Below are 14,383 nucleotides of genomic sequence, written 5' to 3'. Positions count from 1 at the left end.
CCCCGCCTAAAAGCCCGCCAGAAGCGGGGCGAACCCGCCACGGCGATAGGGGCCGTCGCGCATCAGGAGATCGAGGCCGAGGCTCGCCACGTCGTCGGCAACCGGATCGAGCCCCGGCGCCTTGTCCTGATAGAAGATCTTCGACCAGCCATGGCATGTGTCGCAGGTCTCCGCCTTGACGAACCCGCCATGGCCCTCGATCTCCTGATAGCCGATCCCCTTGGTGGAGCCGCACAGCACGCATTTGATGCGGACATAGTGCCATAATGTGCCGCAAAGCGAGCACGAACAGAAGCGCGCGCCATGCGAACCGTGCCAGCCGACGACCATCGAGGATGCCGGCGCGCCGCCGCAAGCGGGACAGACGCCATCGGCGACCGGCTTCACCCCTGCCGCGTCGAGCGCCGACGCAAGCCCGGTGAAATGCACCTGGAGGCCGGCCCAGATGAAGATGTGCTCGGCGATCGCATCGCCGGGCAATGTGCTGGTGAAGAGCGTCCTCGCCATGGCGAGGCGTTGCGCCGGATCGGCACTCGCCACACGCGCAAGCGCCTTAGCGGCGGCGCGCGGCTTGTCAATGGCATCGGCGGCTGCAAACAGCCGATCGAATGTGATTTCGAGCGCGCTGTCGCCCTCTATCGCATTGCGGTCGAGCGGCGGCATTTCGAAGGCGTGCGCACGCGCCAGCGCCTCGGCATCGGGCGCTTCGGCAGGCGGCAGATCAGCCAGGATGCCATGCTGGGCATCGTTTAGCTGCGCCAGGAAATTCAGATAGGGCGCAAGCTCGCCAGTGCCCGCCAATTGCCGGAAACGCGCCGATCTGACAGAAAACAGCGAAGCGGGATCGGGAAGACGCACAAAGGGTGGTGATGAGACATTTCCAATCGCCGTTGGATCCGGCGCAACCGCAGTTTTTCTGCTCATAACACTCCCTCACGAACCCGCCGGGCCACGTGGACCGATCCTGACGCCCAATTTATTCGGCGGGCGTCCTCCCCGATTTCTCATTCGTCGATTTTGGCGTCGATTTTGGCGTCGATCTTGCGGGCGATCCGGCCACCAGCTCGCGCAGCCATTTGCGATGATGCCGCCAAGCCCATCCGCCGGTCACCGAGCCGCGCGTCATCGCCCGTATGGTACCGCGTACCCAGATGGCTGAATAGACATGAATGATCCAGACATTGATGATCACGACCGCGGCGATCGCATGCAGCAACACGGCCCACCGCTTCTGCCCGATGGTGGTATATGCCGAGAAATACTGGTCCCAGATCACCAGGCCGGTCGCTATCAGCACGATGATCAAGATCGACATCGACCAGAACACCAGCTTCTGGCCGGCATTGTATTTGCCGACCTCGGGCGCGCGCTCCTCATGGCCGGCCAGGACGTCGCGGCCATGCGCAAGCCAGTTGCTGTCGTCCCGCTTCCAGAGATTGGCCGTCCAGAAACGCAGAAACAGGCCGAGAAAGCTGAAAAACAGCAGGACGCCGATCCAGGGATGGATGAAGCGTGTGAACTGGCCCCCGCCGAACAGGCCGGACAGGAAGAACAGGCTCGGGTGGAACATCGCAAGGCCGGAGAGCGCCAGCAGCACGAGGCTTGCGGCGGTGATCCAATGATTGACCCGTGCCCATGGCGTATAGCGATCGACCACGACAGGCTTTCCCGGATGGACGCCGTCGGTCTTCTCCACATCATAATCGACATCAGTGCTCATGAGGGGGCTCTCCTGTGAGCTTTTCGGCCGCCTCTTCATCCTCTGGCGAAACGCGGTTCGGCCCGGCGACCAGATAATGCACAAGGCCGGTCGCGGCGGCGATGCCCATCACGGCAAGGCCGGCATATTTGGTGACGCCCTTCCAGGCCTCGACGATCGGGCTGATCCGCGGATTTTTCGGCAGATCGGCGTAGATCTCCGGCTGATCGGCGTGTTGCAGCACATACATGACATGGGTGCCGCCGACGCCGGGCGGATCGTACAGGCCGGCATTCTCGAAGCCGCGCGACTTCAGATCGTCGATACGGTCGGCGGCCCAGTCCTTCATCTCGTCCTTGGTTCCCCAGACGATCGCCTGGGTCGGGCAGGCCTTGGCACAGGCCGGCCCCTGGCCGACGGCAACACGGTCCGAGCACAGCGTGCATTTATACGCCGTGTGGTCCACGGCCGAGATGCGCGGAATATTGAACGGGCAGCCCTTGATGCAATAGCCGCAGCCGATGCAGTTCTCGTGGACAAAATCGACGATACCATTGGAATATTGCACGATGGCGCCGGGCGCGGGACAGGCCTTGAGACAGCCCGGATCCTCGCAATGCATGCAGCCATCCTTGCGGATCAGCCATTCGAGATTTTCCGTCTCGGGGTTTTCCCACTCGGTGAAGCGCATCAGCGTGAACATATCAGGCGTCAGGTCATGCGGATTCTCGTAGCTTCCGGTGTTGGTCTCCATCGCCGGACGGGTATCGTTCCACTCGATGCAGGCCGACTGGCACGCCTTGCAGCCGATGCATTTGGAGACATCGATGAGCTTCGCCACCTCGGTCTGCCGCTCGGCGGGCGGCGTCACCGTCGACGCCGACCGCCGAATCAGGTCCTTTTCGCCGAATCTCGGCGCTTCGGGCGGGAGGGTGGGATTTGGAACAGGCGGGAACATGGCTGCCGTCTCCTATGCCACCGGCCCGGTGGTGGGCTCGATATTGACCAGGAACGCCTTGTATTCAGGCGTCTCGATATTGGCGTCTCCGACGAAGGGGGTGAGCGAATTCGGGCCGAAGCCCTTTATCGCCGTGCCGGTGAAGCCCCAATGCAGCGGTATGCCCACGACGTGAACGGGTTTGCCGTCGCAGATCAGCGGTTTGATCCGCTTGGTCACCACCGCCTTGGCCCTGACCGATCCGCGTTTCGACCACACCCGCACCCAGCCGCCGCCGGTGATGCCTTTCTCCTTCGCCAGTTCCTCCGAAATCTCGACGAAAAATTCAGGCTGCAGCACGGCATTGACCCAGACATGCTTGGTCCAATAGTGGAAGTGTTCGGTCAGGCGATAGGATGTCGCCGCATAGGGGAACTCCTGCGAAGCGGGCTCGGCAAACTGCGCGAAATCATCCGCGAACACCCTTGCCGCCGGATTGCCGCGCACCTTCGGGGCAACGAGATTGGCAAGCGGCGATTCGAACGGTTCGTAGTGAGCCGGGAACGGTCCGTCGCGCATCATGCCGCGGGTGAAGAGACGCGAGACGCCTTCCGGGTTCATGATGAACGGGCCGACCTCCTCGGGGTTGGCCGTCGGCGCGATATCCGGCACGTCATAGCCCGACCATTTCTGCCCGTCCCACTCGATCAGCTTGCGGCTCGGATCCCAGGGCTTGCCGCTCAGATCCGCCGATGCCCGGTTATAGAGGATGCGGCGGTTGACCGGCCATGAGAACGCCCATTTGAGATAGGCGCCGGTCTGGTCGGGATCCGACGTATCGCGCCTGGCCATGTTGTTGCCGTCCTCGTTGAAGCAGCCGGAATAGATCCAGCAGCCGCAGGCCGTCGAGCCGTCATCGCGCAATGCCGCGAAGCTCGGCACCAGCTTGCCCGTCTCGGCCAGCACCTTGGCCGGATCGGCGGTATCGTAGACGGTGGCGAGCGCCTTGCCGTTGATCTCCTTGGCAAGTTCTTCCGCGGTCGGCTCGCCCGGATCGGCATAGTCCCATTCGAGATTGACGATCGGATCGGGAAAGGTTCCGCCCTCCTGGCGGTAGAGTTCCTTCAGGCGCAGATGGATCTGCGCCATGATCCAATTGTCGGTCTTCGCCTCGCCGGGCGGCGTGCCGCCGGGCCAGTGCCACTGCAGCCAGCGCCCTGAATTGGTGAGCGAGCCCTCGTCTTCGGCGAAGCAGGTGGAGGGCAGCTGGATGACCTCGGTCTGGATCTGCGCGGGATCGACATCGTTGAACTCACCGTGATTTTCCCAGAACCGCGCCGTCTCGGTATCGAGCGGATCCATGGTGACGAGGTATTTGAGCTTCGACAGCGAGGCGGTGAGCTTTGCCCGGTTCGGGGCGGCAAGCAGCGGATTGAACCCCTGGCAGATATAGCCGTTCATCTTGCCCTGGTGCATGAGCTCGAATGCGCGCAGCACGTCGTAGCTGGGCACATCGAGCTTGGGCAGCCAGTCATAGGCAAAATCATTTTCCGGCGTTGCCGAGGCACCCCACATCGATTTCTGGAAGCTGACGAAGAACTTCCTGTAGTTCTGCCAATAGCTCATCTGGTTGGGCCGCAGCGGCTTGAAGCCGCGTGTCGACATGTAGCTGTTGAAATCGACCTCCTTCTCGGTCGCCAGCGTCAGATATCCGGGGAGCAGGTTCGACATCAGGCCAAGGTCGGTGAGGCCCTGGATGTTGGAGTGGCCGCGCAGCGCATTCATGCCGCCGCCACGGATGCCGATATTGCCGAGGATGAGCTGCAGCATCGCCATCGAGCGGATGTTCTGCGAACCCTTGGAGTGCTGGGTCCAGCCGAGTGCATACATGGAGGTCATCGCCTTGGTCGGCGACGAGCACTCGGCAATCATCTCGGCCACCTTCAGGAACTTCTCCTTCGGCGTGCCGCAGATGCGCTCCACCATCTCGGGCGTATAGACGGCGATATGCTGCTTCAGCAGGTTCCACACGCAGCGCGGATGCGTCAGCGTATCGTCGACGACGGCATAGCCATCATCACCGATGACGTATTCCCAGCTCGACTTGTCATAGTCGCGCTTGGCCTCGTCATAGCCGGTGAACAGGCCGTCCTTGTATTCGAAGCCGTCCTTGATGATGTAGCCGGCATTGGTGAACGCCCTGACATACTCCCACTGCACCTTGTCGTTGCCGATGCAATATTTCATCACGCCGAGCAGGAAGGCGATATCCGTGCCCTGCCGGATCGGGGCATAGAAATCCGCCACCGAGGCCGAACGGGTAAAGCGCGGATCGACGACGATCAGCCTGGCGCCACGGTTGGCCTTCGCCTCAGTGACCCATTTGAACCCGCAGGGATGCGCTTCGGCGGCATTGCCGCCCATGATGACGACGAGGTCGGTATTCTTGATATCCGTCCACGAATTGGTCATTGCGCCGCGGCCGAAAGTTGGAGCCAAACTGGCTACCGTGGGGCCGTGTCAAACGCGTGCCTGATTGTCGAAGGCCACCATGCCCGTGCTGCGCACGACCTTGTAGGTCTCCCACGCGGTTTCGTTCGTGGTTGCCGAGGCCGCGAGGAAACCCGCCGTCGTCCAGCGGTTGACAGTCACGCCGTCACCATTCGTCTGGATGAAATTGGCGTCGCGGTCATCCTTCATCAGCCGGGCGATGCGGCCGATCGCTTCGTCCCAGCCGACACGCTCGAACCTGTCGGAGCCGGGCTTGCGCAGCATGGGATATTTCAGCCGCGTCTCGGACTTGACGAAATCGAGCAGCGCCGCGCCCTTCGGGCAGAGCGTTCCGCGATTGGTCGGGTGATCGGTGTCGCCCTCGATGTGGATGATCTCGGCCTGTTCGCCCTTCTTCAGATCACCCTTCGAATACATGATGACGCCGCATGCGACGGAACAATAAGGACAGGTATTGCGGGTTTCGGTGGTGTTGACCAGCTTGAAGGCGCGGATCGCTTCGGCATGCGCCGCCTCGATATCGCCAAAACCAAAGGCGCCAAGCGCCGTGCCCGCAACACCCGCGCCGGCCGCTCCGAGGAACTGGCGCCGCGAGAGTTCCATGTTCATGTCATGATACCTCCCCAAAAGGCCGGCGGTACCCAACGGGCATGCCGGAGATTCAGTATGTCTTCTGCAAGAAGAGACCCAAGCTATCGGCTTTTCAAATGAAATCTTACGCCTCCACGCCCCGTTGTCAAATCAATAAGACGTTGAAAACATGACTATAATTATCAACTTAAGTTATTTCGGAGTTACTGCTAATAAACGTCGATAAAGACATAACAGTTTATTCCGGCGCATCTTGGCGCCGCCGGATTCCGCCTGCCGTTGCTGCACTTCCTCTTGGCGAATACGAGAACGCGGACGATCGCAAATTGACGTCCGGTCCCAAACGGACAATAATGGCTGCGTGGGCTTAATTGTCGCTCCCGAGTTTCGGGGCCGTCTTTGCCGGGCTTCCGCATCTCGCCACCCAAAATGGCGGATATTCCCGGATTGTGCCCGCCTCTTTTCCTGCAATGTTCAGACATCATTCACGGCAAGGCTGGAGCGCCGGCGGTCCGTGCGGCCGACATTGCCGCTGCCATCCTCAAATCCGATCAGGAGGGAATCATGCTCGATCGTCGCGCATTTCTGACAATGGGGGCCGTTGTCTCGGCGGCGGCGGCAATGCCGCAAATGGCCCTGGCAAATCCCGGCTTTGCCCCAAGGCCTAGCGAATGGCGACGCTTTGAGATCGTGACCCGTATCACGCTTTCGGGGGTAGGTCGCGCATGGGTTCCGCTGCCCAGTTTCAGCGCCGACGACTGGAACCGGCCGGAGACAAACACCTGGACGACCAACGCGGCCACCGCCGGCTTCGTGCGCCATCCCGCCAGCGATGCCGACATGCTGCTGGTCGAATGGGATGAAGGCGATACGACGCCCGCCGTCGAGATCGTCAGCCGCGTCGCCACGCGCGATCGCGCCATCGATCTTTCCCGACCGACCAACGCCGCAGCGCTTTCCGCCGACGAACGCGCCCGATATCTGGCGGGAAGCCGGCTGGTGCCGGTCGACGGCATCGTCAAGGCGTTATCCGACCGGATCGTCGGCAGCGCCACGGGCGAGATCGAAAAGGCAAAGCTGATCTATGATTGGGTGGTCGCCCATACCTATCGCAAGGCGTCCACCCGCGGCTGTGGCTCCGGCGATGTCGCAGCCATGCTTGCAAGCGGCGATCTCGGCGGCAAATGCGCCGATCTGAACGCGCTTTATGTCGGGCTGGCGCGCGCCGCGGGCATTCCGGCGCGCGATCTCTACGGCTTGCGGGTGGCGCCGTCGCAATTCGGCTACAGGAGCCTTGGAGCGAAGGATGCAACCGTTACCAAGGCGCAGCATTGCCGCGCCGAGATCCATCTGTCCGGCTTCGGCTGGGTTCCCGTCGATCCCGCCGATGTTCGCAAAGTCATGCTCGAGGAAGCAGAGGGCGGGCTTCATGCCGATCATCCCAAGGTGGCGGCGGCGCGCGAGGCGCTGTTCGGCGCCTGGGAAGGCAATTGGATAGCCTATAATGACGCCCGCGACGTGGCGCTTCCCGGTGCAGAGGGACCGATGCTTGGCTTTTTGATGTATCCGCAAGCGGAAGTCGCTTCGGTCAGGCTGGATTGCCTCGATCCGGAAAATTTCAAATACACGATCCAGGCGCGCGAAATCACCGCGTGATCGGGTGGGAGCCATCATGGACAGTCCTGTTTCATCCCCTTCCTTCCGTCTGACGGCATTGGCGCATGGCGGCGGTTGCGGCTGCAAGCTGGCCCCCTCGGTCCTGCAGCAATTGCTCCAGGATCAACCGGTTGCCGGACCGTTTGCCCGGCTTCTGGTCGGCACCGAAACCGGCGATGATGCCGCCGTCTGGCAGCTCGACGGCGAAACCTGCGTCATCGCGACGACGGATTTCTTCATGCCCGTGGTCGACGATCCCTTCGATTTCGGCCGGATCGCGGCGACCAACGCGATTTCCGACGTCTACGCCATGGGCGGCAGGCCGATCATGGCGCTTGCCATATTGGGCATGCCGATCGACAAGATGCCGGCGGAAACGGTGCGCGACATCCTGAAAGGCGGAAGCACGATCTGTGCTGAGGCCGGCATTCCCGTTGCCGGAGGCCACTCGATCGATTCCCCCGAACCGATCTACGGCCTGGCGGTGATCGCCACCTGCCCGACCGCCAGCCTGCGGCGCAACAGCGCTGCCAGGGACGGCGATGCGCTGATCCTGACAAAGGCGCTCGGCGTCGGGATCTATTCCGCGGCCTTCAGGAAAGGCATGTTGCCGGCGGATGCCTATGCCGAGTTCATCGCTTCGACGACCCTCCTCAACAGCATCGGCGCCGAACTGGCGCTCGATGCGGATGTGCATGCGATGACGGACGTCACCGGCTTCGGCATTCTCGGCCATGCGCTGGAGATGGCGCGGGGATCGAACGTGCGGATATGGCTGCGCGCGGACGATATGGCCGTCTTTTCCCAAGCCGCCGAACTCGCCCAAAAAGATTTCGTGACCGGCGCATCCCACCGCAATTGGGCGAGCTACAGCGCCGATATCGCCCTGCCAGACGGTCTTCCGGCATGGCGGCGTCACATCCTCACCGACCCCCAGACATCCGGCGGCCTGCTCGTCTCATGCGATGGTGGCCGGGCGGAAGAGCTGCTCGGGAGGATTATCGCTGCGGGGTATCCGGCAGCGCGGATTATCGGGACGGTGGAGGAAGGCGAGCCCGGCGTGCGGGTTACGCCCTGATAGGGAAATGCTGGCGCTTCTGCACACCCCCCTCTGGCCTCCTGAGCTTGTCGAAGGGCGGCCAGAGGGGGGTGTGCAGAAGCGCCAACCTACCCATCAGCCCGCTTTAAAGCGGGCGCGGATGCATGCGGTGGATCGCGGCGATCTCGGCCAGCAGATCCGTGGAAAGCTCGATCTCGGCCGCGCCGATATCCGCCTTCAACTGCTCAAGCGTCGTTGCGCCGATGATCACCGATGTGAGGAACGGCCGCGACAGGCTGAAGGCGATACCGAGTTCGGCAGGCGTGATCCCATGCCTGCGGGCGAGATCGACATAGATCCTCACCACCGGCTCGGAATGCTTGTTCTTGCGCCAGAAGCCCTCACCCATGACATCGCCGCGCGAACCCGCCGGGATCTCGCCTGAGAGATATTTTCCGGTCAGCAAGCCTGCCGCCAATGTCGAATAGGCCAAGAGCCCGACCTGCTCGTGCTGACTCACCTCCGCCATGTCGAGATCGAAATGGCGCTGCAGCAGGCCATATTCATTCTGGATCGAGGCGACGCGCGGCAGGCCTTTTTCCTCGGCAAGGCGCAGCCATTGCATGATGCCCCATGCGGTCTCGTTGGAGAGGCCGACATGGCGGATCTTGCCTTCCTTCACCAGCGCATCGAGGCTTTCGAGCACCTCCTGGATGTTGGCAAGAACCGCCGTCCTGTCGGTCCCCGCGGGATCATAAGCCCACGAGCGGCCGAAATGATAATGCCGGCGGGCCGGCCAATGGATCTGGTAGAGATCGATATAATCGGTTTGCAGGCGCTTCAGGCTGCCTTCGACAGCCGCGCGCACCGTCTCCCGGCCCGGCGCGCTGCCGCCGCGGATCCAGCCCTGCTCGCCACCGCCGGCGATCTTGGTGGCGAGCACGAGCTTGTCGCGCTGGCCTGACGTCTTGAGCCAATTGCCGATATAGGTCTCGGTCTTGCCATAGCTTTCCGCACTCATCGGGATGGCGTAGCCCTCCGCCGTGTCGATGAAATTGACGCCGGCGCCGGTGGCGTAATCGAGCTGCGCATGCGCCTCGGCTTCGGTGTTCTGCACGCCCCAGGTCATGGTGCCCAGGCAGATTTCGGTGACGTTGATGCCGGTACGGCCAAGCGGTTTCAGTTTCACTGATGAAGTCCAGTCTTATAGTTCAAGGTGGATCGCGAAGCGGGAGGCTTCCATGGAGGGATTCAATGAGGCGCACTTTAACGCCCCCAGCCGAAGATGCGAGCCTTTCGCGGAAATTTTCCGTGTGCTTCGAGCCGGGAGCCGTTCACTTTCAGGTGGAAACCATGCGTCCAGGCATTCTTCAATCTTTACGGCGGCAATCACCCTATTCCAACCGTCGCAACAGCGGCCTCGGTGAGGCATCTCCACAGTTTCGGCCGTGCAGGATGATGTAAGGCCAGGCGATTCCATTAAATTGGGAGCCACTCCAGCGGTCGGCAAAAGCGGGCTTCGCGCGAAGCGCAACGAAGGTGCGGCGCATCCGGGCGAGCCCGCGTGGGCGCGAAATGACGTGGTTGCGGACGAGCGCCACGCGAAAGGCCTGCGGCAAGCGTGTAGAGAACGCCGGTTCCCGGTGACACGACGACGATCAGCGACGTCAGCCGCATATGGCTAAATTTGCTCTCAACCGTCCTTCTCCCCTTGTGGGAGAAGGTGGCCGAGCGTAAGCGCGGTCGGATGAGGGGTAGATGCCGCGCATATTCGCTCGCCGCGCCGCCATCGAGGCGGCTTGCTCGCCACCCCTCATCCGGCCCTTCGGGCCACCTTCTCCCACAAGGGGAGAAGGAAGAGATGGCGCCGCCGCACCAACTCCATGTGAGATAGGCCCTGCCCTCAAGGGGGAGGTGGCCGCCCTTCGACAAGCTCAGGAGGCCGGAGGGGGGTTGCCTGGCCGAACCGCTGGCGAGAACGGTGCAGCCACCATAATTTCAGCGAAAGCGCGACGCCGCATAAGGCTTGGGATCGACGAAGGGCTCTTCATCCGTCATCAATTCGGCGAGCAGCCGGCCGGAAGCCGGTCCGATTGTCAGGCCGTGATGCGCATGGCCGAAATTGAACCAGAGGCCGTCATGTCCAGGTGCGGCGCCGATGACGGGGCGCATATCGGGCAGGCAGGGGCGAAGCCCGAGCCAGGGTTTGGGATCAAGCCTGGCGCCGAGCGGTATGATCCGGCGCGCGAAATGCTCCGCCCTGTCGAGCTGGATGGTATTTGCAGGCGCCGCCGGCGAGGCGAACTCGATGCCTGTGGTCAGCCTGATGCCTTGCGCCATCGGGGAAAGCACATATCCGGCCTCCGCATCGACCAGCGAATGGCGGAGTTCAGTCCCCTCCTCCGCCGCGTAATGCATGTGATAGCCGCGCTTGATGGCGAGCGGTATGCGATAGCCGAACCCCTTGAAAATCATAGGCGATTGCGGCCCGAGCGCCACGACCACGTCACTTGCCGAAACCGGGCCATCCGAAGTCTCCACCGTCCAGTCGCGCCCGTCCTGCCGCAGGGTCGCGGCGTCGCCCTTGGCGAACCTGCCTCCCCTCCCCTCGAAAAGCCCGGCATAGGCTTTGACCAGACCAGCCGGGTCGATGACCGATTTCGGGTCGAGCCAGTGAATGCCGCCCTGCACCGCATCGCCGAAATCCGGCTCCAGCGCGTGGATTTTCGCTTTGTCCAGCACCTCGAAACGCAGGCCGTAGGGCTCGATATCCGGCAATTCGGCAATGGCGTTATCGAGGCCGGATTGCGAACGGTAGGTTTCGACCCAGCCGCGTCCGCGGATCAAATCACCGCATCCGGCCTGCTGCACGAAAATATCATGTTCCCGAACGCTCGCCTCGACCAGCGGCAGCATGGCACGCGCTGCGATCGCCAGACGCTCGGGCGAGGATTCGCGCCAATAGCGGAAAAGCCAGGGCGCGATCTTCGGGAGATAGAGCGGATCGTAGCGCATGGCCGACGAGCGGTTCAGCGCGTATTTCGCCACCGCGGAGAACTGGCGCGGGAAGGAATAGGGAATGACGCTCGAGCGCTCGATCAGGCCGGCATTGCCGTAGCTGGTGCCTTCTCCAGGTTCACCCCTGTCGATGAGGCAGACCGAACGGCCGCGCGCCTGCAGGTGCAGGGCGGTGGAAACGCCGATGATGCCGGCTCCGAGAACGATGATGTCTGCGCGCATGAAAACCGTGACCGGAAGTTGCCCAAGATGAAACGCGCCGCAGGAGATGCGGCGCGTTTCTTATAGCCTAAACCGGCTTGGCTCCAACCGCTATTATGCGACCAGCCGGCCCGCCGCGTCGGCCTGAGCATAGGCGGCGCCGAAGCGGTTTGCCAGGAAGGCGTCGAGCGTGATTTCCTCCTGCCTGATAAAGCCCTTTTGCGGGAGATCGCCATTGGCCAGCATGTCGAGCACAGCACAGATGGCGGAGGCCGTGGTGATTTGGATGGCGCTGCGGGTCATGGTTCCGACGCGGCGGCTATAGACCTTATTGGCATAGGTTTCCTGCATGAGGCGGCCATTCCTGCGGCCGCTGACCGTGACGAAGATGACGACGACATCCTGAAGCGTCGCCGGCAGTGCGTTCTCCAGAATATCCTTCAGCACGTCGCGGCGATGGCGCAGGCCGAGATCGTTGAGCAGCGCCTTCATGATCGCGGCGTGACCGGGATAGCGGATGGTGCGGTAGTTGAGTGTGCGCACCTTGCCCTTCAGCGTCTCGCATAGCGTGCCGAGCCCGCCCGAGGTGTTGAACGCCTCGTAGGTCACGCCGTCGAGCGAGAATTCCTCGCGCTCCTCAAGTGGCGGCACCTCGACCAGTTCGCCCTCGACGATGGCCTCGCAGGGCTCGCAATATTCATTGATGACGCCGTCGGTGCTCCAGGTCAGATTGTAATTGAGCGCGTTGGAGGGATATTGCGGCAACGCGCCGACGCGCATGCGCACGCTATCCAGCGCATCGAAACGCGAGGCCAGATCGTTGGCGACGATGGAGATGAAGCCCGGCGCAAGGCCGCATTGGGGGATGAAGGCGGTCTTGGCGGTGGCAGCCAATTCCCTGACGCGGCGGGTGCTGGCGACATCCTCGGTCAGATCGAGATAGTGGACGCCGGCGGCGGCCGCCGCTTCCGCGATGCGCGTGGTGAGATGAAACGGTGCGGCGCTGAGCACGGCGAACTTGCCCTGGAGTACCGCCTTCAGCGCGGCTTCATCCTCGATGTCGACGCATTGCGTCTTGACCGAGCTGCCTGCCTCCAGCGCATCGAGTTGCGGCTGCGCGCGATCGATGACGGTGACGGAATAATCCCCTGTTGTAGCCAGGCTGGACGTCTCAGGAGACGCCAGGAGGTCCGCGATGGTCGCTCCGATCTTTCCTGCCCCGACGATGACGATCTCTTTCATGGCGTACCCTCTATGATTAAGCCGATGCATAGATTCGCCGGTTTTGTCGTCGGATAGAAGCCTTTGATATGACGATATAACGCTATCATCCAAGCGAAACGACGTATATATATGGCATTATGACGACCGACGCCGATCATCAGCTTCTGGCCCTGCTGCGCGAGAATGCACGCGCCTCGACCGCGGAGCTCGCCCGCAAGCTCGGCGTGTCGCGCACCACCGTGCAAAGCCGCATCGAAAGGCTGGAGCGCCGCGGCGTCATAGAGGGCTATACGGTGAGGCTTGCGCCGGAGCATGAGCGCAATCTGGTCAAGGCGCATGTGCTGGTGACGGCGCTGCCGAAGCTCGCACCCAGGGTGGAAAGCGCGCTGCGCGGCATGATGGCGGTCAGAACGCTGCATTCCGTCAGCGGTAATTTCGACATGATCGCCATCGTCGAGGCGCCCTCGATCCGCGAGCTCGACGCGGTGCTGGACGCCATCGGCGCGCTGGAAGGCGTCGAACGGACGATGTCGTCGATCATTTTGTCGACGCGGATCGAGAGATGAGGAATTAGGGGAATAAGTGAGTAGGGGAGTATGTTTGCAGTAAAAACATATTCCCTTATTCCCCTACTCCCTTAATTCAGCCCCAGCGTGCCGCGCAGGGTCGACAGATCCTCGGCGAGCGTCGTCACGGGACCGGCCAGCGCCTTGCGGTCGTCGTCGGTCAGCTTGTCATAGGTCTCGAAGCCATCGGGCGTCTTGTACTTGGCGAGAATGCCGTCGACGGTGGCGAAATTGGCTTCCACCTTCGTGACCAGATCAGGGTTTTCCTTCTCGACGAGCGGCTTGACCAGTTCGACGATCTTCTGCGCGCCATCGACATTGGCCTGGAAGTCCCAGAGATCGGTGTGGCTGTAGCGGTCCTCCTCGCCGGAGATCTTGCTGGCGGCGACTTCCTCCATGAGGGCGGCTGCGCCGCCGACCACCTTTTCCGGCGGAACGGTCAGATCCGTCACGCGCTTTTGCAGTTCCAGCACATCGGCATAGAGCTTGTCGGCGATGGGGGCGAGACCCTCGGTGGTATTCTGGGCGAAGAGGCCGTATTCAAGGCGGTGGAAGCCGATGAAATCCTCCGATTTCTCGGCCGCCTCGTGATCATCGGCGCGCGAGTCGATCGCGGTGTCGAGATCGGAGAAGAGTTCGGCGATCGGTTCGATCTTTTCATAGGGCATGCGCGAAGGCGCGTAGAGCGCCTTGGCCTTTTCGAGATCGCCAGCCTTGATGGCGTCGGTGAAGGCCTTGGTGTCCTTGACCAGGATATCGAGGTTCTCCTGGACATAGAGCTTGTAGTCGGCGATCGGCTGGACGAGATCGAGCGGCGAGACTTCCGCGCGGGCCGGTCCGAAGGCGGTTGCGAGCGCAAGCGCGCTGACCGAGATGAGCAGGCGAATTTTCATGTGATATCCCTCTCCAGTGTTTTGGTGAATTAACCATTTGTTTTTACG

11 protein-coding genes and 1 pseudogene are annotated in these 14,383 nt (G+C 62.2%); 3 read left to right on the top strand and 9 right to left on the bottom strand.

What is annotated here, in order from left to right; translation table 11 throughout:
• Nucleotides 1-6: 6 nt before the first annotated feature.
• The 4 genes from fdhE to fdnG are packed head-to-tail and all read right to left on the bottom strand — an operon-like array spanning nt 7 to nt 5,756.
• Complete coding sequence (gene fdhE, locus C5748_RS00300) at nt 7-924, bottom strand: formate dehydrogenase accessory protein FdhE (RefSeq protein ID WP_105739951.1); 918 nt, start codon at nt 922-924, stop codon at nt 7-9.
• A gap of 52 nt (nt 925-976) precedes the next feature.
• Nucleotides 977-1,720, bottom strand: coding sequence for a formate dehydrogenase subunit gamma (locus C5748_RS00295; protein WP_105739950.1), 744 nt, complete (start codon nt 1,718-1,720; stop codon nt 977-979).
• The gene (gene fdxH, locus C5748_RS00290; RefSeq protein ID WP_105739949.1) at nt 1,710-2,657 is read right to left on the bottom strand and encodes a formate dehydrogenase subunit beta; all 948 of its coding nucleotides are present in this window, start codon (nt 2,655-2,657) and stop codon (nt 1,710-1,712) included. The genes C5748_RS00295 and fdxH overlap by 11 nt, the downstream gene beginning before the upstream one ends.
• 12 nt (nt 2,658-2,669) lie before the next feature.
• Nucleotides 2,670-5,756, bottom strand: coding sequence for a formate dehydrogenase-N subunit alpha (fdnG, locus tag C5748_RS00285; RefSeq protein ID WP_146119454.1), 3,087 nt, complete (start codon nt 5,754-5,756; stop codon nt 2,670-2,672).
• Between the two features lie 546 nt (nt 5,757-6,302).
• Between fdnG and C5748_RS00275 the strand changes: the two genes are divergently transcribed.
• Nucleotides 6,303-7,394: a transglutaminase-like domain-containing protein gene (locus C5748_RS00275; protein WP_105740266.1), complete on the top strand. Its 1,092-nt coding sequence runs from the start codon at nt 6,303-6,305 to the stop codon at nt 7,392-7,394.
• A gap of 16 nt (nt 7,395-7,410) precedes the next feature.
• Nucleotides 7,411-8,472, top strand: a complete 1,062-nt coding sequence (selD, locus tag C5748_RS00270) for a selenide, water dikinase SelD (RefSeq protein WP_105739946.1) — start codon at nt 7,411-7,413, stop codon at nt 8,470-8,472.
• Nucleotides 8,473-8,578: 106 nt separating this feature from the next.
• Here the strand turns inward: selD and C5748_RS00265 are convergent, their stop codons facing one another.
• The 4 genes and pseudogenes from C5748_RS00265 to C5748_RS00250 form a co-directional block, all read right to left on the bottom strand.
• Nucleotides 8,579-9,622 carry an aldo/keto reductase gene (locus C5748_RS00265; protein WP_105739945.1) on the bottom strand — a complete coding sequence of 348 codons (1,044 nt, stop codon included), beginning with the start codon at nt 9,620-9,622 and terminating at the stop codon, nt 8,579-8,581.
• 401 nt (nt 9,623-10,023) lie between these two features.
• Nucleotides 10,024-10,110 (bottom strand): annotated as a pseudogene (locus C5748_RS00260) (LysE family translocator); the annotation flags it as partial.
• Between the two features lie 321 nt (nt 10,111-10,431).
• On the bottom strand, nt 10,432-11,673 hold the full coding sequence (locus C5748_RS00255) for an NAD(P)/FAD-dependent oxidoreductase (RefSeq protein WP_105739944.1): 1,242 nt from the start codon (nt 11,671-11,673) through the stop codon (nt 10,432-10,434).
• 93 nt (nt 11,674-11,766) lie between these two features.
• Nucleotides 11,767-12,894: a saccharopine dehydrogenase family protein gene (locus C5748_RS00250; RefSeq protein WP_105739943.1), complete on the bottom strand. Its 1,128-nt coding sequence runs from the start codon at nt 12,892-12,894 to the stop codon at nt 11,767-11,769.
• A 119-nt stretch (nt 12,895-13,013) separates the two neighbouring features.
• Between C5748_RS00250 and C5748_RS00245 the strand changes: the two genes are divergently transcribed.
• Nucleotides 13,014-13,442 (top strand): Lrp/AsnC family transcriptional regulator, encoded by a 429-nt coding sequence (locus tag C5748_RS00245; protein WP_105739942.1) that lies wholly within the window; start codon nt 13,014-13,016, stop codon nt 13,440-13,442.
• 71 nt (nt 13,443-13,513) lie between these two features.
• Here C5748_RS00245 and efeO read toward each other — a convergent pair whose 3' ends face one another.
• Nucleotides 13,514-14,335, bottom strand: coding sequence for an iron uptake system protein EfeO (gene efeO, locus C5748_RS00240; protein ID WP_105739941.1), 822 nt, complete (start codon nt 14,333-14,335; stop codon nt 13,514-13,516).
• Nucleotides 14,336-14,383 lie beyond the last annotated feature (48 nt).

The organism is Phyllobacterium phragmitis, from assembly GCF_002980495.1.
Classification (GTDB): Bacteria; Pseudomonadota; Alphaproteobacteria; order Rhizobiales; family Rhizobiaceae; genus Paramesorhizobium; species Paramesorhizobium phragmitis.
The sequence above is the reverse complement of the archived record's forward strand: the minus strand, read 5'-3'. Positions and strand labels throughout refer to the sequence as shown.

What these genes read in the sequence shown, in the direction of transcription:
- fdhE (WP_105739951.1), bottom strand. Translation starts at nt 924, where the DNA reads ATGAGCAGAAAAACTGCGGTTGCGCCGGATCCAACGGCGATTGGAAAT.
- C5748_RS00295 (WP_105739950.1), bottom strand. Translation starts at nt 1,720, where the DNA reads ATGAGCACTGATGTCGATTATGATGTGGAGAAGACCGACGGCGTCCAT.
- fdxH (WP_105739949.1), bottom strand. Translation starts at nt 2,657, where the DNA reads ATGTTCCCGCCTGTTCCAAATCCCACCCTCCCGCCCGAAGCGCCGAGA.
- C5748_RS00275 (WP_105740266.1), top strand. Translation starts at nt 6,303, where the DNA reads ATGCTCGATCGTCGCGCATTTCTGACAATGGGGGCCGTTGTCTCGGCG.
- selD (WP_105739946.1), top strand. Translation starts at nt 7,411, where the DNA reads ATGGACAGTCCTGTTTCATCCCCTTCCTTCCGTCTGACGGCATTGGCG.
- C5748_RS00255 (WP_105739944.1), bottom strand. Translation starts at nt 11,673, where the DNA reads ATGCGCGCAGACATCATCGTTCTCGGAGCCGGCATCATCGGCGTTTCC.
- C5748_RS00250 (WP_105739943.1), bottom strand. Translation starts at nt 12,894, where the DNA reads ATGAAAGAGATCGTCATCGTCGGGGCAGGAAAGATCGGAGCGACCATC.
- C5748_RS00245 (WP_105739942.1), top strand. Translation starts at nt 13,014, where the DNA reads ATGACGACCGACGCCGATCATCAGCTTCTGGCCCTGCTGCGCGAGAAT.
- efeO (WP_105739941.1), bottom strand. Translation starts at nt 14,335, where the DNA reads ATGAAAATTCGCCTGCTCATCTCGGTCAGCGCGCTTGCGCTCGCAACC.